Source organism: Paraburkholderia domus, assembly GCF_905220705.1.
GTDB lineage: Bacteria > Pseudomonadota > Gammaproteobacteria > Burkholderiales > Burkholderiaceae > Paraburkholderia > Paraburkholderia domus.
On sequence record NZ_CAJNAT010000003.1, the window covers coordinates 20,525 to 38,652 of the forward strand.

The 18,128-nt window shown below is 59.4% G+C and carries 19 protein-coding genes and 1 tRNA gene; all 20 read right to left on the reverse strand.

Features of this window, described 5'->3' with window-relative positions:
- Positions 1–22: 22 nt before the first annotated feature.
- The 20 genes from KHO31_RS07915 to KHO31_RS08010 all read right to left on the reverse strand — a co-directional run bounded on the left by KHO31_RS07915 (position 23) and on the right by KHO31_RS08010 (position 18,044).
- Positions 23–448: a DUF1178 family protein gene (locus KHO31_RS07915; RefSeq protein ID WP_093639658.1), complete on the reverse strand. Its 426-nt coding sequence runs from the start codon at positions 446–448 to the stop codon at positions 23–25.
- Positions 449–698: 250 nt separating this feature from the next.
- Positions 699–1,223: a helix-turn-helix transcriptional regulator gene (locus tag KHO31_RS07920; RefSeq protein ID WP_201075159.1), complete on the reverse strand. Its 525-nt coding sequence runs from the start codon at positions 1,221–1,223 to the stop codon at positions 699–701.
- A gap of 50 nt (positions 1,224–1,273) precedes the next feature.
- A complete protein-coding gene (locus tag KHO31_RS07925; RefSeq protein WP_201075157.1) occupies positions 1,274–1,522 on the reverse strand; it encodes a hypothetical protein in 249 nt (82 codons plus the stop codon).
- Between the two features lie 339 nt (positions 1,523–1,861).
- Positions 1,862–2,446 carry an NUDIX domain-containing protein gene (locus tag KHO31_RS07930; protein ID WP_201075156.1) on the reverse strand — a complete coding sequence of 195 codons (585 nt, stop codon included), beginning with the start codon at positions 2,444–2,446 and terminating at the stop codon, positions 1,862–1,864.
- A 42-nt stretch (positions 2,447–2,488) separates the two neighbouring features.
- The gene (locus KHO31_RS07935; RefSeq protein WP_201075155.1) at positions 2,489–2,785 is read right to left on the reverse strand and encodes a DUF2818 family protein; all 297 of its coding nucleotides are present in this window, start codon (positions 2,783–2,785) and stop codon (positions 2,489–2,491) included.
- Entirely contained in the window at positions 2,785–4,257 is a 1,473-nt protein-coding gene (nuoN, locus tag KHO31_RS07940; protein ID WP_201075154.1) for an NADH-quinone oxidoreductase subunit NuoN, read from the reverse strand. Before nuoN ends, KHO31_RS07935 begins: the two co-directional genes overlap by 1 nt.
- A gap of 25 nt (positions 4,258–4,282) precedes the next feature.
- Positions 4,283–5,773 carry an NADH-quinone oxidoreductase subunit M gene (locus KHO31_RS07945; RefSeq protein WP_201075152.1) on the reverse strand — a complete coding sequence of 497 codons (1,491 nt, stop codon included), beginning with the start codon at positions 5,771–5,773 and terminating at the stop codon, positions 4,283–4,285.
- Positions 5,774–5,787: 14 nt separating this feature from the next.
- Complete coding sequence (gene nuoL, locus KHO31_RS07950) at positions 5,788–7,854, reverse strand: NADH-quinone oxidoreductase subunit L (protein ID WP_201075150.1); 2,067 nt, start codon at positions 7,852–7,854, stop codon at positions 5,788–5,790.
- A 17-nt stretch (positions 7,855–7,871) separates the two neighbouring features.
- Entirely contained in the window at positions 7,872–8,177 is a 306-nt protein-coding gene (nuoK, locus tag KHO31_RS07955; RefSeq protein WP_006052894.1) for an NADH-quinone oxidoreductase subunit NuoK, read from the reverse strand.
- 20 nt (positions 8,178–8,197) lie between these two features.
- Complete coding sequence (locus KHO31_RS07960; protein ID WP_211623015.1) at positions 8,198–8,881, reverse strand: NADH-quinone oxidoreductase subunit J; 684 nt, start codon at positions 8,879–8,881, stop codon at positions 8,198–8,200.
- 181 nt (positions 8,882–9,062) lie between these two features.
- On the reverse strand, positions 9,063–9,551 hold the full coding sequence (nuoI, locus tag KHO31_RS07965; RefSeq protein WP_054034957.1) for an NADH-quinone oxidoreductase subunit NuoI: 489 nt from the start codon (positions 9,549–9,551) through the stop codon (positions 9,063–9,065).
- A gap of 15 nt (positions 9,552–9,566) precedes the next feature.
- Positions 9,567–10,631 carry an NADH-quinone oxidoreductase subunit NuoH gene (gene nuoH / locus KHO31_RS07970; RefSeq protein ID WP_172168824.1) on the reverse strand — a complete coding sequence of 355 codons (1,065 nt, stop codon included), beginning with the start codon at positions 10,629–10,631 and terminating at the stop codon, positions 9,567–9,569.
- Positions 10,632–12,956: an NADH-quinone oxidoreductase subunit NuoG gene (gene nuoG / locus KHO31_RS07975; protein ID WP_201084892.1), complete on the reverse strand. Its 2,325-nt coding sequence runs from the start codon at positions 12,954–12,956 to the stop codon at positions 10,632–10,634.
- A gap of 110 nt (positions 12,957–13,066) precedes the next feature.
- Positions 13,067–14,395: an NADH-quinone oxidoreductase subunit NuoF gene (gene nuoF / locus KHO31_RS07980; protein WP_201075141.1), complete on the reverse strand. Its 1,329-nt coding sequence runs from the start codon at positions 14,393–14,395 to the stop codon at positions 13,067–13,069.
- Positions 14,392–14,877, reverse strand: coding sequence for an NADH-quinone oxidoreductase subunit NuoE (gene nuoE / locus KHO31_RS07985; protein ID WP_201075140.1), 486 nt, complete (start codon positions 14,875–14,877; stop codon positions 14,392–14,394). Before nuoE ends, nuoF begins: the two co-directional genes overlap by 4 nt.
- 131 nt (positions 14,878–15,008) lie before the next feature.
- A complete protein-coding gene (locus tag KHO31_RS07990; protein ID WP_097391877.1) occupies positions 15,009–16,262 on the reverse strand; it encodes an NADH-quinone oxidoreductase subunit D in 1,254 nt (417 codons plus the stop codon).
- A gap of 9 nt (positions 16,263–16,271) precedes the next feature.
- Complete coding sequence (locus tag KHO31_RS07995; protein WP_201075139.1) at positions 16,272–16,874, reverse strand: NADH-quinone oxidoreductase subunit C; 603 nt, start codon at positions 16,872–16,874, stop codon at positions 16,272–16,274.
- A gap of 21 nt (positions 16,875–16,895) precedes the next feature.
- Positions 16,896–17,375, reverse strand: a complete 480-nt coding sequence (locus KHO31_RS08000) for a NuoB/complex I 20 kDa subunit family protein (RefSeq protein ID WP_006052903.1) — start codon at positions 17,373–17,375, stop codon at positions 16,896–16,898.
- Between the two features lie 63 nt (positions 17,376–17,438).
- On the reverse strand, positions 17,439–17,798 hold the full coding sequence (locus tag KHO31_RS08005) for an NADH-quinone oxidoreductase subunit A (RefSeq protein WP_007175615.1): 360 nt from the start codon (positions 17,796–17,798) through the stop codon (positions 17,439–17,441).
- A 161-nt stretch (positions 17,799–17,959) separates the two neighbouring features.
- Positions 17,960–18,044 (reverse strand) — tRNA-Leu (locus KHO31_RS08010).
- Between the last annotated feature and the right edge of the window lie 84 nt (positions 18,045–18,128).

The window sequence follows — 18,128 nt, forward strand, 5'->3', positions numbered from 1 at the left end:
CCGCTGCCAGTGAGCCACTGCGCTATTGCAGCGGTTCCTTCAAAGCAGCCGGGACCGGCAGCGGCATCACTTCGATGCCTTCTTCGACCAAGGCTTTCGCGTCTTCCGGTGTCGTAACACCGCGAATATTGCGTGCAGGCGCTTCGTTGTAGTGAATGCGCCGTGCTTCCTCAGCGAAGCGGTCGCCCACGTTCTCAGTCTTTTCCAGTACCTCGCGCAAGGCACGCATAACGCGCGCCTGCATTTCTCCCGTATCCGCAGGGACTTTCGCTTCGGTCGCACCCGACAGATTCAGGCGCGGCGCGGACGGCAAACGGCTCACTTCATTCGCACCGCAGATCGGACATTCGACGAGCTTGCGGGACTGCTGCGACTCGAAGTCATCAGCCGAAGCGAACCAGCCTTCGAACCGATGGCCATGCGGACACTGTAAATCGAGGACCTTCATGTGGAATCAGGGCTTGCGTGCCAGTTTAGCGCAAAATGGAAATTTGTGAACGGTCGTTCGTAAATTTTTACGGGCGGCACGTTAACGCCAGGCGTCGCTGACAAATCGAACGCGGTGGGCGATTTTAACGCTTTGCGCAACGGACTGCCGAAGATGGCTTAATCGGCAAACGGCACACCGAACCCTTGGATGAAAGGGAACGCTGATCGTATGAGGCTCATAGGTTCGCGCGCTTGCCGCTGCGTTCCTTTTAGGCCACCAGAAATTCGAGCCGGCGGTTAAGCCGCGGTTCGAGTTCGAGCGCCTCTTTCGCGAGGTTGATCTGCTTGGCCGATTTCGCGACGTCGAATACGGCCGCCTTGATGTCATACCCGCCACGCGCATTTAGCCAGTCGAGGATGTCCGACAGATGCCACACCGACGCGCTGCCCTCGTGAACCGGCGGCGGGAAATCGACTGCATGGCTCAACATCAGCTTGCGCATGTTTTGCCGTGACACGCCCGCTACCTCAGCGGCATCCGTGAGGCCGACGAAGTCCGGCCCCGCCTCGACAAGGCGCGCAGACGGCACTGCCTGTTTGATATCTTTGAGTGCGCTGACCAGCGCTTCAAACGCCGACGCGCCTTCGCGAGCAAAAACCAGCGCAATGCGTCCCGGCTGCCCCACGCCGATAGTGGCGTCGTCGCATCCGGCTTCGCCCAGCCGCTCGACGATCCCGTCAAGATCGCAGTCCTCTGCAACGAGCCGGTATTTCAAGGTGAACACATATTCCATAATCTACTCCTGCCTTCATTCAGCTTCAGGCTTTTGCCCTTCGAACACTTTTACTGCCGGCGTGATGTGCAGTTGTCGACGATGCGCTTGAGGTGCTTTGCGTGATTGCCGGGATTTTTTGGCGTACTCCACACACTCGAAATGCAAAACTCGCCGCAACGACATTCCGCGTCGTTGTAAGGGCAGTACATCTTTCCCCAGGCGTGACCTTTGCCGCCGCCTTGGACGCGCCAGCCGTTTCTTTCCGCGTAAGCCAGCGCGGCCTCGACCTCTTTTTTGGAATGGATCCCACGGACCATCTATGCCCTCCAATTTAGGGCAAGCGCATCAGGTTGTCAAGTGACAACCTGATGCGCTTGCAACCACAACGGAATACATCTCACACCCTTCGTTATCCAAAATAAGTGTAATAACAAACCCCGTTGTCAGATGTCGATACTAGAGCGGCAACGGTCGTGGGGCGAGACTGTCAGATGGCATAGGACGGAACCCCGCTTTTCATACACGGGGGCACGCATTGAGTCGATATCGCGGCCACAATGACAAAGCCCCTGCCGGTCACAGACCAGCAGGGGCTTCTTGCAGATTGTCCAGTCGGCGCCTGACCCGCGCCCATTCCGAGTTCTGACCTGAGCGCGCTATTGCGGCTCGGCCATTGGCCAGGTACCCGACAACACCTTCTCCAGCCAGAACGTGCCGATGATGGTTTTCACGTCCGTCACCTTGCCCGTGCGTACCCATTCCAACATATCGGTGACGCTGGCGGTGAACAGTTCAAGGAATTCGCCGTCATCGAGTTTGCGCTCGCCGGCGGTCAGCCCACGCGCCAGATAAATATCGATGAATTCGGTCGAGTAGGAAATGATGGGATGAATGCGCGTCAGATAAACGTACTCACGCGCCGTATAGCCTGTCTCTTCTTGCAGCTCGCGTTTCGCGCAGGCCAGTGCACCTTCGTTCGGATCGAGCTTGCCCGCTGGGTATTCGACCATGACCTTACCCATCGGATAGCGGTACTGGCTTTCCAGCAACACGCGGCCGTCGTCGAATAGCGGAATCACCATCACGGCACCCGGATGCTGAACGTACTCGCGAGTGGCCTGCTTACCGTCCGGCAAGCGGACGGTATCGCACTTGAGCGTGAGGAACGGCCCTTGATGGATCGTTTTGCTCTCGAGACAGGTCTCGGTGAGCGTGGCGTCGTGATCGGGAAGTTCAGCCATATGCGACCTCAGGACAGCTTGGTGCGCGACGGCGGGACGCCGTCAGCGACGTTTGACGAGATACTGGAAGGTAAAGCCGGGGAACGCGAACACGACGAACAATGCGAACGTGATCGCGTAGAACTGCCACCCTTGTTCGAAGCGGTTACCCGCGCGCGCTTCCAGCAGAAATCCGAGCGCGCCGACCACAAAGTACAGCACGATCAATTCGGCAATCCGGATCCAGGCGCTCTTCTTCACCGCTTTCAACGGCAAGGCGGCGAAGAGACGCTGATTCAGAAATGGCAGGTTGGCGCCGACCAGCGCCAACAACACGATAAACCAACCCGCAGCCGACATCAGAGCAGCAGCGTGTGCTGGATAGCCTGCAGGCAGGCCTTCAACAGCGGATCCGGCACGATACCGAGCACCAGCACGGCAACACCGTTGAACGCAAGCAAAGCACGCGTGCTTGTGTCGGCGACAATCGGCGACTTGTCTTGCGGTTCGTCGAAGTACATCAGCTTGACGATACGCAGGTAGTAGAACGCACCGAACAGCGACGTGATCACGGCCAACACGGTAAGCCAGGTCAAACCGGCATTCATGGTTGCCTGCAGCACCGCGAGCTTGGCGTAGAAGCCGACTGCAGGCGGGATGCCGGCGAGCGAGAACATCATTACCATCATGACGAAAGCGAACACCGGGCTGCGTTGATTCAGGCCCTTGAAGTCTTCGAGCGTGTCCGCCTCGAAATCGCGGCGTGCCAGCAGCATGATGATGCCGAAGGTGCCCATCGTCGTAATCAGATAGACGATGCTGTAGTACATCGCCGAACCATACGCATTGGCCGCGCCGGTCGTCTTCTGATCCACCACGCCGGCCAGCAGGCCGAGCAGTACGAAGCCCATGTTCGAAATCGCCGAGTACGCGAGCATACGCTTGACGTTGCGTTGCACGATACCGGTGATGTTGCCGACAATTAGCGACAGCGCTGCCAGGATCACCAGCATTTGCTGCCACTCGACCGCCAGCGGCAGCAGACCCATCACGAGGAAGCGCAGGCCCCATGCGAATGCAGCCACCTTCGGACCGCCGCCGACCATCAGCGTCATTGCCGTCGGAGCGCCCTGATACACGTCGGGCACCCACATGTGGAACGGCACCGCACCCATCTTGAACGCCACGCCTGCCACGATGAAGATCACGCCGAACAGCAGCACGCTCGGATCGTAGTGGCTCGTGCCGATCGCCTTGAACACTTCGTTCAGGTCGAGCGAACCGGTCGCACCGTACAGCATCGAAATGCCGTACAGCAGGAAACCGGAAGCCAACGCACCGAGCACGTAGTACTTCATTGCAGCTTCGTTCGACTGCGCCGCGTCTCGACGCAGTGCAATCGCACCGTACAGCGACAGCGACATCAGTTCCAGACCGAGGTACAGCGTCAGGAAGTTGTTGCCGGAAATCATCACGAGTTGGCCGAGCAACGAGAACATGCCCAACAGGAAGAACTCGCCACGGAATAGTCCGCGATCCTCGAGGTACCGGCGCGAATAAACGATCGACACGGCATAGCCGAGCGTCACCACCGCTTTCATCACATTGGCGAACGAATCCACCACATACATGTGACCGAAGAAGTAGTGCACCTGCGGGTCGAACGCGTTCACCGCGAACCAGACGCCGGCAATCAGCGTCGAGAAGAACGCGATGAAATACGTGGTACGGCGACCGGCCTGGCCGACGAATGTGTCGTTGAGCCACGCGATCACAACGGCGAGCATCACCAGTGCGTCGGGCAACAGGGCAGTCATAGGGGCGTTTTGCATGATCTTTAAATTCCTCCGCTCTGCATTACTGTGGCAACGGCAGCTTGGACTGCGCGACGTGGGAGAGGAGGTTTTCCACGGATACGTGCATCACATCGGTAAAGGGCTTCGGATACAGGCCCATGAACAGCGTCAGTGCGGCGAGCACTGCCAGCATGAAGAATTCGCGACGATTGATGTCGAGCAGGCCCTTCACGTGATCGTTGGCGACCGCGCCGAAGTACACGCGCTTGTACATCCACAACGTGTAGGCCGCGCCGAGAATCAGCGTGACAGCCGCACCGCCTGCGATCCAGAAGTTGTACTGGACGGCAGCCAGAATCACCATGAACTCGCCGACGAAGCCGGAAGTACCCGGCAAGCCGCAATTGGCCATCGAGAACAGCATCACGAACGCCGCAAACTTCGGCATCACGTTGACGACACCGCCGTAATCGGCGATCTGACGCGAGTGCATACGGTCATACAGCACACCGATGCACAGGAACATCGCGCCCGACACGAAGCCGTGCGAGATCATCTGCACGATCGCGCCTTCCATGCCGAGCTGATTGAAGATGAAGAAACCGAGCGTTACGAAACCCATGTGCGCGATCGACGAATACGCGACCAGCTTCTTCATGTCGGCCTGCACCATCGCCACCAGGCCGATGTAGATCACAGCGATCAACGACAGCGTGATCACGACAGGCGCGAGGAAGTGGCTCGCGTCAGGTGCGATCGGCAGCGAGAAGCGCACGAAACCGTATGCACCCAGCTTAAGCATGATCGCGGCCAGCACGACCGAGCCGCCGGTCGGCGCTTCCACGTGGGCGTCAGGCAACCACGTATGAACCGGCCACATCGGCACCTTCACGGCGAAGGCCATGAAGAACGCTATGAACAGCAATATCTGCGGCGTCATGCCGATCTGCACGTTCTGCCACGTTGCCAGATCGAACGTTCCGGTCTGGATGTACAGGTACAGCAACGCGACCAGCATCAGCAGCGAGCCCATCAGCGTGTACAGGAAGAACTTGAACGCCGCATACACGCGGTTTGCCCCACCCCACACGCCGATGATGATGTACATCGGAATCAGCGTCGCTTCGAAGAACACGTAGAACAGCATGCCGTCCGCTGAACTGAACACGCCGACCATGATGCCGGACAGGATCAGGAACGCAGCAAGGTACTGCGCCACGTTCTTCGTGATGACTTCCCACGCGGAGATCACGACGATCACCGTGATCAAGGCGGTCAACACGACGAACCACATCGAGATACCGTCGACACCCAGGTGGTACGTGATATTGAAGCGCTCGATCCAGTTCGCCTTTTCGACGAACTGCAGATCGGCGGTACTCGAATCAAAACCAGTAATCAGCGGGATCGTCACGATGAAGCTGACGACCGAGCCGATCAGCGCGACCCAGCGCGCCGGGGCCGGGTTCCGGTCGGAACCGATAGCCAGGACCAGGAGACCTACGAGGATCGGTAACCAGATCGCGATACTGAGAATCGGATAAGCGTGCATTAGTGTCCCTCGCCTTATTTGCCGCCGAGCGTTACAAACAGGGTCAGGAGCCCCAACATGCCGATAATCATGGCGAACGCGTAGTGGTAGATGTAGCCGGATTGGAGGAAGCGGATCACGCCGGCAAACCAGCCGATAAAGCGTGCGCTGCCGTTGACGATGCCGTCGATAACCACGACGTCGCCTTCCTTCCAGAGACCACGGCCAATTGCCACGGCGCCCCGCGCGAACACGACTTCGTTGATCTTGTCCATGTAGTACTTGTTGTCGAGCAGCGTGTAGATCGGACCGAATGCGCGTTTGATGACAGCCGGCAGATCAGGACGAACCAGATACAGGAACCACGCCGTCACCACGCCCGCGAGCGCCAGCCAGACCGGCAAACCGGAGACGGAGTGCAGACCCATCGACGCCCAGCCCTGGAACTCTTCAGTCATCTCATGCAGCGCCGGATGGTTTTCGCCGATGAAGATCACCTTGTCGAACGCCACACCGTGCTGGAAGAAGTCGCCGAACAGCATCGGACCGACACCGATCGCGCCGATCACCACCGACGGGATCGCCAGCAGCACCAGCGGCAGCCACACCACCCACGGCGTTTCGTGCGGCTCGTGTGCGTGGTCGTCGTGACCATGGCCGTGTGCGTCATGGCCGTGACCGTCATGCGCATGCGCAGCCGCTTCGATGCCCATCGGCGACTCCGGATGCTTAGGATCGCGGAAGCGCTCCTTGCCGTGGAACACCAGGAAGTACATACGGAACGAATACAGCGCAGTGACGAACACGCTCGCCACGACCGCGAAGTATGCGAAACCCGACCCCGGCAGATGCGACAGCTTCACTGCGTCGATGATCGAATCTTTCGAATAGAAGCCTGAGAAGAACGGCGTACCAATCAGCGCCAACGAACCGACCAGTGACGTAATCCATGTGATCGGCATGTACTTGCGCAGGCCGCCCATGTTGCGGATGTCCTGATCGTGGTGCATGCCGATAATCACGGAACCCGCGCCGAGGAACAGCAACGCCTTGAAGAACGCGTGCGTCATCAAGTGGAAAATGGCGACCGAGTATGCTGATGCGCCGAGCGCAACCGTCATGTAACCGAGTTGCGACAGCGTCGAGTAAGCCACCACGCGCTTGATGTCGTTCTGGACGATTCCGAGGAAACCCATGAACAGCGCCGTGATCGCACCGATCACCATCACGAACGACAGCGCCGTGTCCGACAGCTCGAACAGCGGCGACATACGCGCGACCATGAAGATACCGGCCGTCACCATGGTTGCCGCGTGAATCAGCGCGGAGATCGGCGTCGGACCTTCCATCGAATCCGGCAGCCAGACGTGCAGCGGGAACTGCGCCGACTTACCCATTGCGCCGATGAAGAGGCAAATGCAGGCGACCGTCAGCAGGCCCCAGTCCGTGCCCGGGAAGCTTAATGCCGCGAGTTCGGTGCGCTTCGCGAAGACGTCGCCGTAGTTCATCGAACCGGCGAAAGCGAACAGCAGGCCGATGCCGAGCAGAAACCCGAAGTCGCCGATGCGGTTCACGATGAACGCTTTCATGTTCGCGTAGATCGCGCTCTCACGGGTGAAGTAGAAGCCGATCAGCAGGTACGACACCAGACCCACCGCTTCCCAGCCGAAGAACAGCTGCAGGAAGTTGTTGCTCATCACGAGCATCAGCATCGAGAAGGTGAACAGCGCGATGTACGAGAAGAAGCGCTGGTAGCCGTCGTCGTCGGCCATGTAGCCGATCGTGTAGATGTGCACCATGAGCGACACGAAGGTCACCACGCACATCATCATCGCCGTCAGCGAGTCGACCAGGAAGCCGATCTCGAACTTCGTCTTGCCGATCGTCATCCATTCATAAACGGTCGCGTTGAAGCTCGCGCCGTTCAGCACATCGAAAAAGACAATGGCCGAGAGGATGAAAGAGATCGCGACGCCGAGGATCGTGACCGAGTGCGCACCGGCTCGCCCTACCGCTTTCCCGAACAGCCCCGCAATCAGGGAGCCGGCCAGCGGTGCCAGCGGGATTGCCAGCAGCAGGTTTTCATTGAGTGTCGTTGACATAACCGCTTTACCTGAAATTAACCTTTGAGCTGATCGAGGTCCTCGACATTGATCGTGTCGAGGCTACGGAACAGGGTCACCAGAATTGCGAGTCCGATCGCCGCTTCAGCTGCTGCTACTGTCAGCACGAAGAAGACGAAGATCTGACCATGCACGTCGCCGAGATAATGCGAGAACGCGACGAAATTGGTGTTCACCGCCAGCAGCATCAGTTCGATCGCCATCAGGATGATGATGACGTTGCGGCGGTTCAGGAAAATGCCGACGATGCTGATCGCAAACAGGATCGCGCCGAGGACAAGGTAATGTGCAAGGGTCAACATGATTTCTATCTCCTGTCCGCTCAGCTGTTCTTAGCGGGTGCCGAGTCGGCCGCTGCTGCCGCTGCCGCGGCTTCTTCCGCCGCGACAGTTGCCGCGGTCTTTTCAGATGCCATCTTCACGATGCGCACGCGGTCCTGAGCACGCACCTTGACCTGTTCGCTGATGTTCTGGCGCTTGCTATCTTTCTTGTGACTCGTGGTCAGCGCAATCGCCGCGATGATCGCCACCAGCAGCACAAGGCCGGCGACTTCAAATGCGAAGATGTAGTCGGTGTAGATGATCTTGCCGATCACGCGAGTGTTCGACCAGCCGGCCATGCCGTTCGCTGCAGCGTTGTCGCGCAGCGCCGTGGCAGTCGCGCCGTAGCCGTGCCACAGGATCAGCGCGGTCTCGATCACGATAATCGCGCCCACCAGCGTGGCCATCGGCACGAAGCGTTTGAAGTCTTTGCGCAGCACGTCGATATTGATGTCCAGCATCATCACGACGAACAGGAACAGCACCATCACCGCGCCGACGTACACCAGCACCAGCAGGATTGCGAGGAACTCGGCCTCCAGCAGCATCCAGATCGCGGCTGCGTTGAAGAACGCCAGCACCAGAAACAGTGCGGACGAAACCGGGTTGCGCGAGGTGATCACCTTCAGCCCTGAAACCACCAGGAGTAGCGCGAAGATGTAGAACAGTACGGTCGTGAATTCCATGATTACCGGTTCATCGTTAGGCCATCGTCAGGCATTGTTCTTTGGCACGTGTGGCGGGTAAAAGCGGCCGAAACCGCCGAAACAACCGCACAGGTGCGCCGTGCCGCGGCGGTCAGGCCGCGGCGCTCGGCCCGACAACAGGCCGTGTTACTGCTGCATTTACTGCTTCAACTGAAGCGCTTCAACGATACGGTGCGTCGGCTGCCTTGCTCGCAGCGATCTCTGCTTCGTAGCGATCGCCCACGGCCAGCAGCATGTCCTTCGTGAAATACAGGTCGCCGCGCTTTTCGCCGTGATATTCGAGAATGTGCGTCTCGACGATCGAATCGACCGGGCAGCTCTCTTCGCAGAAACCGCAGAAGATGCACTTGGTCAGGTCGATGTCGTAACGCGTCGTGCGGCGCGTGTTGTCCGCACGGGTTTCCGATTCGATCGTGATGGCGAGCGCCGGGCACACCGCTTCGCACAGCTTGCAGGCGATGCAGCGCTCTTCGCCATTTTCATAGCGGCGCAGCGCATGCAGACCGCGGAAACGCGGCGAAATCGGGGTCTTCTCTTCCGGGAACTGCACGGTCACCTTGCGCTGGAACGTGTAACGTCCGGTCAGCGCGAGGCCTTTGAGCAGCTCCGTCAGGAAGAAGGTCTTGAAAAAGTTTTGGATTGCGGTCATGGGTTCATCCGCCCTTTATTTCCAGATATTCAACGGCGACATGATCCAGAAGCCGACCACGATGAGCCACACCACGCAAACCGGAATGAAAATCTTCCAGCCCAGACGCATGATCTGGTCATAGCGATAGCGCGGGAACGTGGCACGCGCCCAGATGAATACCGACAGCAGCAAGAAAACCTTGGCGACGAGCCAAACGATGCCCGGGACAAACGACAGGAAGCCGAACGGTGCGCTCCAGCCGCCGAGGAACAGTGTTGCAGCCAATGCCGAGATCACGATCATGTTGATGTACTCGGCGAGGAAGAACAGCGCAAACGCCATCCCCGAGTAATCGATCATGTGGCCCGCGACGATTTCCGACTCGCCTTCCACCACGTCGAACGGGTGACGGTTCGTTTCGGCGATGCCCGAGATGAAGTACACGACAAACATTGGCAAGAGCGGCAGCCAGTTCCACGACAAGAAGTTCAAGCCGTAGCCGGCAAAAATGCCGCGCTCCTGCGACGTCACGATGTCCGACAGATTCAGGCTGCCCGAGGTCATCAGCACGACGACGAGAGCGAAGCCCATCGAAATTTCGTACGACACCATTTGAGCGGCCGCGCGCATGGCACCGAGGAACGCGTACTTCGAGTTCGACGCCCAGCCGGCCAGGATCACGCCGTACACGCCGACTGACGAAATCGCGATCGCATACAAGAGACCCGCGTTGATGTCGCCGAGCACCGCGCCAGCCTGAAACGGAATCACCGCCCAGACCGCGAAGGCCGGCACCACCACCATGATCGGCGCGATCATGTAGATCCAGCGGCTTGCCTGAGCCGGCTGAATCACTTCTTTCAGCAACAGCTTCAGCACGTCGGCGATCGGCTGCAGCAAACCTGCCGGGCCGACGCGGTTCGGGCCGAGACGCACGTGCATCCAGCCGATCAGCTTACGCTCCCACAGAATCAGGTAAGCCACGCACAGCAGGATCACGACGGCCACCACCAGGATGCGCACCAGTGCCCACACCGTGGGCCATGCCACACCGAGAAGCTGGGTGCCGCCCGAGTTGATCGTATCGAACAAGCTCATTTACGCCTTCTCCACCACCAGTTCACCGAACAGGCTGCCCAGCGCTGCACCGGCAGGTGTAGCTGCCGATACGCGGACGACCGTCTCCGCAAGATTCGCGTCGCGCACGGCCGGCAACTGCACCGATTGCTCGCCCTGGCGTACGCGCACTGCGTCGCCTTCCTTCAAACCCAGTTTGTCGAACAGCGCAGCCGGCAGACCGGCCGAATTCGCTGCGCGCGCCGCTGCCGTCAGATGCAGCGACTCCGCGCGACGCACCAGCGCGTCAGCATGATAGATCGGCACGTCGGCGATACGCTCGAACTTGCCTTCCGCTGCCTTGCCGCGTGCAACCGTGGCACCCGTCTTGTTCGACAGACGCGACTTGATCTCGCCGTCGCCAAGCGCTGCCGTGCGCACTTCTTCTGAAGTGTCGAATTCGAAGCCCGGCACGCCCAGCAGGCTACCCAACACACGCAAGACCTTCCATGCCGGACGCGTGTCGCCGAGCGGGCGCACGACGCCGTTGAACGTCTGCACGGTACCTTCGGCATTGACGAACGTGCCGGCCGTTTCCGTGAACGGCGCAATCGGTAGCAGGACGTCAGCGTATTCAGCGCCCATCTGGAACGGCGACATCACGACGACCATTTCAGCCTGCTTCAGCGCGGCCAAAGCCTGCGCCGGATTGGCCGTGTCGAATTCAGGTTCGACGTTCAGCAACACATAGCCCTTGCGCGGTTGCTCGAACACTTCGCGAGCGTTCAAACCACCTTCGCCCGGCAATGCGTTCACAAGATGCGCGCCAACCGTGTTGGCGGCTTCCGTGAGGAAACCCAGCGTTGCACCGGTCGCGTCTGCGATCCATTGCGCCGCGGCGTGAATCGCTGCGAAGTCCGGATGACGGACCGCGCCGTTGCCGAGCAACACCAAGCGGTGTTCGCCGGTAGCGAGCGACTTCGCGACTTGTTTGTTGGCGTCCGTCGGCTGCGTGCCGGCGAAGGCTTCCGGCAGTGCCACGCCGTTTGCTTCCGAAACCGCGCCGGCGATGCCGGCCAGCGCGTCGAGCCATGCCGACGGCGCGGCAACGACACGCTGCGCTTGCGGGATCATCGCGTCGTCGTTGGTGGCTTGCACGAGCGTGAGCTTCGTGCCGCTCTTGGCGGCTTGACGCAGACGCGCGGCGAACAGCGGATGATCGCGGCGCAGATCCGAACCGATCACGAGCGCCGAATCCACGTTCGACAGATCGGCGATCGTCGTGCCGAGCCACGGCGCGCCGTTGACGGGTGCGGAGAAATCCGACTGACGCAGACGGAAGTCGACGTTAGGCGTACCGACCGCTTGCGCCAGCTGCTTCAACAGGAACAGTTCTTCGACGGTGCTGTGGGCGCTACCGAGAACGGCCAGCGCGTTCGCGCCGTGGTCGCCCTTGATGCCCTTCAGACCCTTGACCACATATTCGAGCGCGGTTTGCCAGTCGGTCTCGACCCACTTGCCGCCTTGCCTGAGCATCGGCAGCGTGAGACGTTCCGGGCTATTCAGGGCTTCGTACGAGAAGCGGTCCTTGTCCGAAATCCAGCATTCGTTGATGGATTCGTTTTCGAACGGCAGAACACGCATCACGCGGTTGTTCTTGACTTGCACCACAAGGTTCGCGCCGACGGAATCGTGCGGGCTCACCGACTTGCGGCGCGACAGTTCCCACGTGCGGGCGCTGTAACGGAACGGCTTGCTGGTCAATGCGCCAACCGGGCACAGATCGATCATGTTGCCCGACAGTTCGGAGTCAACCGTCTTGCCGACGAAGGACGTGATTTCCGAATGTTCACCGCGGCCCAGCATGCCGAGTTCCATCACGCCGGCCACTTCCTGGCCGAAACGGACGCAGCGCGTGCAGTGAATGCAACGCGACATTTCTTCCATCGAGATCAGCGGGCCGACGTTCTTGTGGAACACGACGCGCTTTTCTTCGCTATAGCGCGATGCCGACTTGCCGTAGCCCACGGCCAGATCCTGCAACTGACACTCACCGCCCTGATCGCAGATCGGGCAATCCAGCGGGTGGTTGATCAGCAGGAACTCCATCACGGCTTGCTGGCCCTTCACCGCTTTCTCGGACTTGGTGCGCACGATCATGCCCGCTGACACCGGCGTGGCGCATGCAGGCACGGCCTTCGGCATCTTTTCGACATCGACCAGACACATCCGGCAGTTGGCCGCAATCGACAGCTTCTTGTGATAGCAGAAGTGAGGAATGTACGTGTCGACCTTATGCGCAGCCTGGATCACCATGCTGCCTTCAGGCACCTCTACTTTCTTGCCGTCTATTTCAAGTTCAACCATGATGGTCAATCTTCCTTAACCTGTTACCGCTCAATCGTTCGCCCTGTTCATCGCCCGTTTCAGGCGATGAATCCCGCGGATGATGTGTTCTGGTGCGCTATTCAGCGTACTCAGGCAGCCACTGTTTCCGACGCCGCTGCCGCACCGGCGTGACCGCCGACGAGGCAATGCTTGTGCGCCACGTGATATTCGAATTCGTCCCAGTAGTGCTTGAGCATGCCGCGAACCGGCATGGCCGCTGCATCGCCGAGCGCGCAAATCGTGCGGCCCATGATGTTCTCAGCGACCGAGTTCAGCAGATCCAGATCTTCCGGACGGCCGAGCCCGTGTTCGATACGATGCACGACGCGATACAGCCAGCCGGTGCCTTCGCGGCACGGTGTGCACTGACCGCACGACTCTTCGTAATAGAAATACGACAGACGCAGCAGCGAACGCACCATGCAACGCGTCTCGTCCATCACGATGACCGCGCCGGAACCGAGCATCGAGCCCGCCTTGGCGATCGCGTCGTAGTCCATGTCCGTCTGCATCATCATGTCGCCCGGGATCACCGGTGCCGACGACCCGCCAGGAATCACGGCCTTGATCTTCTTGCCGCCGCGCATGCCGCCGGCCAGTTCCATCAGCGTCGCGAACGGTGTGCCGAGCGGAATTTCATAGTTGCCCGGACGTTCAACGTCGCCCGCGACCGAAAAGATCTTCGTGCCGCCGTTGTTCGGCTTGCCGATTTCCAGGTAATTCTGCGGACCGATCGCGAGCAGGAACGGCACCGCAGCGAACGTCTCGGTATTGTTGATCGTGGTCGGCTTGCCATACACGCCGAAGCTCGCCGGGAACGGCGGCTTGAAGCGCGGCTGGCCTTTCTTGCCTTCGAGCGATTCGAGCAGCGCAGTCTCTTCGCCGCAAATGTAGGCGCCGTAACCGTGGTGCGCATGCAGCTCGAACGAGAAGCCCGAACCCATGATGTTGTCGCCAAGGAACCCGGCGCGACGGGCTTCTTCCAACGCCTGCTCAAAGCGTTTGTAGACTTCCCAGATCTCGCCGTGAATATAGTTGTAGCCGACCGTGATGCCCATCGCGTACGCGCCGATGGCCATGCCTTCAATCAGCGAGTGCGGATTGAAGCGCAGGATGTCGCGGTCTTTGAACGTGCCCGGTTCGCCTTCGTCCGAATTGCAGACGAGATACTTCTGCCCCGGGAACTGACGCGGCATGAAGCTCCACTTCAGTCCGGTCGGAAAGCCCGCACCGCCACGGCCGCGCAGACCCGAAGCCTTGACGTCGGCGATCACCTGCTCAGGCGGAATCTTTTCTTCCAGAATGCGGCGCAGCTGGGCGTAACCGCCGCGCGCCACATAGTCTTCGAGATGCCAGTTATCGCCGTTCAGGCCGGCAAGAATCAGCGGTTTGATGTGACGATCGTGTAAAGACGTCATTTCGAAAGTTCCTCAAGCAGCTGGTCGATCTTCGCGCGGCTCATGAAGCTGCACATGCGATGGTTGTTCACCAGCATCACCGGCGCATCGCCGCACGAGCCCATGCACTCACCTTCTTTCAAGGTGAACTTGCCGTCAGCCGTGGTTTCGCCGAAGCCGATGCCGAGCTTCTGCTTCAGATATTCAGCGGCGCTGTCTGAGCCGCCCTCCGGGCCGAGCTGGCACGGCAGATTCGTGCAGAGCGTGATCTTGTATTTGCCGACCGGCGAGGTCTCGTACATCGTGTAGAAGGTAGCCACCTCCTGCACGGCGACCGCCGGCATGCCGAGATAGTCCGCAACGAACTGCATGAGTTCGGGCGACAGCCAACCATGCTCTTCCTGAGCAGTGGTCAACGCCGACATGACGGCGGACTGTTTCTGATCGGCGGGATACTTCGCGATCGCACGATCGATTTCTTTCAGGCCTTCAGCTGAGATCATTTTCAGACACGACTCTTTCAATTCCTACCGAACGAAAACCCGTCGCTCACATCATGCTGCGACAGACCCGGCGTTCCTTTGCTTGACGCGTGCTTCGGTGCAACCTGAAGACGCGCGCCGATGAATACGTCCTAGCGATCCACTTCGCCGAACACGATGTCCTGCGTACCGATGATCGTCACAGCGTCGGCGATCATGTGACCACGCGCCATTTCATCGAGCGTGGACAGGTGCGCATAGCCCGGCGCGCGAATCTTCAGGCGATACGGCTTGTTCGCGCCGTCCGAGATCAGATAGATACCGAACTCGCCCTTCGGATGTTCGACCGCCGCATACGCTTCGCCTTCCGGTACGTGGAAGCCTTCCGTGAAGAGCTTGAAGTGGTGAATCAAGTCTTCCATGTTCGACTTCATGCCGACACGCGACGGCGGCGCAACCTTGTGATTGTCGACCATCACCGGACCAGGATTCTTACGCAGCCACTCAATGCACTGTTTCACAATCCGCGTGGACTGGCGCATTTCTTCGACGCGAACCAGATACCGGTCATAACAATCGCCATTAACGCCGACCGGAATGTCGAAATCCATCTTGTCGTAAACTTCGTACGGCTGCTTCTTGCGCAGATCCCACTCGATACCCGAGCCGCGCAGCATCGCGCCGGTCATACCGAGGTTCAGCGCCCGTTCCGGGCTCACCACGCCGATACCGACCAGACGTTGCTTCCAGATCCGGTTGTCGGTGAGCAGCGTTTCGTATTCGTCGACGCACTTGGGGAAACGCGTAAAGAAATCGTCGATGAAGTCGAGCAGCGAACCTTGACGGTTTTCGTTCATCCTCGACAACGCCTTCGCATTGCGGATCTTCGACGCTTTGTATTGCGGCATTGCGTCAGGCAGATCGCGGTACACGCCACCCGGACGGTAGTAGGCCGCGTGCATCCGTGCACCGGACACCGCCTCGTACACGTCCATCAGGTCTTCGCGCTCACGGAACGCATACAGAAACACCGCCATCGCGCCCACGTCGAGCGCGTGTGCGCCGATCCACATCAGGTGGTTCAGCACCCGCGTGACTTCGTCGAACATGACGCGGATGTACTGCGCGCGAATCGGCACTTCGATGCCGAGCAGCTTTTCAATCGCCATCACGTAGCCGTGCTCGTTGACCATCATCGACACGTAGTCGAGACGGTCCATGTACGGCACGGACTGGATGAAGGTTTTGGTTTCCGCGAGCTTTTCAGTCGCGCGATGCAGGAGGCCGATGTGCGGATCGGCGCGCTGGATGACTTCGCCGTCGAGTTCGAGCACGAGGCGCAGCACACCGTGCGCAGCCGGGTGCTGAGGACCGAAGTTGAGCGTGTAGTTCTTGATCTCTGCCATGGCGTTCTCTTAGTGTTTCAGACCGCCATAGCGATCCTCGCGGATCACGCGCGGCGTGATTTCCCGCGGCTCGATCGTCACAGGCTGATAGACGACGCGCTTCTCTTCCGGGTCGTAACGCATTTCGACGTAGCCGGAAACAGGGAAATCTTTACGGAACGGGTGACCAATGAAACCGTAGTCGGTCAGGATGCGGCGCAGGTCCGGGTGACCCTCGAAGACGATGCCGTACAGGTCGAATGCTTCGCGCTCGTACCAGTTGGCCGAACTCCAGATATCGACGACCGACGCGACGATCGGCACTTCGTCGTCCGGCGCGAACACACGCAGACGCAAACGCCAGTTGTTCTGCACCGACAACAAATGCAGAACGGCCGCGAAACGCGGACCGTCGTATGCGCCATCGCCGTAGGTCTGATAGTCGACGCCGCACAGATCCATCAACTGCTCGAAACCGAGCGTGCGGTCGTCGCGCAGACGCGTTGCCACGTTAATGTAATCGCTCGCCTTCACGACGATCGTCAACTCACCGACTGCCTCGGTGGTGCTCAACAGGAGGCCGCCAAAGGCCGCCTCGAGGTTCGCTTTCAGGGTCTCGAGTTTGCTTGCCATATTGTGGGGGAGGCGTTGGCCTTATTGACGGGCGATTGTGTTGGTGCGACGAATCTTGGCCTGCAACTGGATCACGCCATACACCAGCGCTTCCGCCGTAGGCGGGCAACCCGGCACATAGACGTCGACCGGCACGATCCGATCGCAGCCGCGCACTACCGAATAGGAATAGTGGTAGTAGCCGCCGCCGTTCGCGCACGAGCCCATCGAAATCACCCAGCGCGGCTCGGCCATCTGGTCGTAGACCTTGCGCAGAGCCGGCGCCATCTTGTTGCACAGCGTGCCGGCGACGATCATCACGTCCGACTGACGCGGACTCGGACGAAACACCACGCCGAAACGGTCAAGGTCATAACGGGCAGCGCCCGCATGCATCATCTCTACCGCGCAGCACGCGAGACCGAACGTCATCGGCCACAACGAACCGGTGCGCGTCCAGTTGATCAGTTTGTCTGCCGTAGTGGTGACAAACCCTTCCTTCAAGACCCCTTCGATACTCATTTGCTTTCCACTCCAGACGGGGTGGCAAGCCTTGGCCACCCACGCAAACCGGCGATTAATCCATCATTCCCAGTCGAGGCCGCCCTTCTTCCAGATATAGGCGAAGCCCAACAGGAATTCGAGCAGGAAAATCATCATCGCCATGAAGCCAGGCCAGCCGATGTCGCGCAGGGCCACACCCCACGGGAACAGGAACGCGGTTTCAAGGTCGAAAATGATGAAGAGAATGGCGACGAGGTAGTAGCGCACATCGAACTTCATGCGCGCATCTTCGAATGCTTCGAAGCCGCACTCGTATGGTGCGTTTTTCTCGGTATCGGGCTTATTGGGACCGAGGATCTTGCCAATGCTGACCAGTGCTACGCCTAAACCGGTGCCCACAATGAGGAACAACAAGACGGGGAAATAGGCTGCGAGGTTCAAGACTATCCTCTATCGGTTGGTTCTGAATGCCGCCAAGAGCATAGCACTCCTGACGCGAAATCACTTCGGCAACGTACATGCCGCAAGCCCAACGCAAGCCGCGCGTCAGAAGTAAAAATGCCAGCCGAAGCGAAGCAAGCGGCTGGCATTTAGATAACATTTGGTGCCGACGGCGAGACTCGAACTCGCACAGCTTTCGCCACTACCCCCTCAAGATAGCGTGTCTACCAATTTCACCACGTCGGCACTAACTGCAATCCGGGAAAACAACTTATAAAACCCGCGAATCGCTTCAAGACTTAGATTGTAACTGGTCTAAACAGTTTGTTC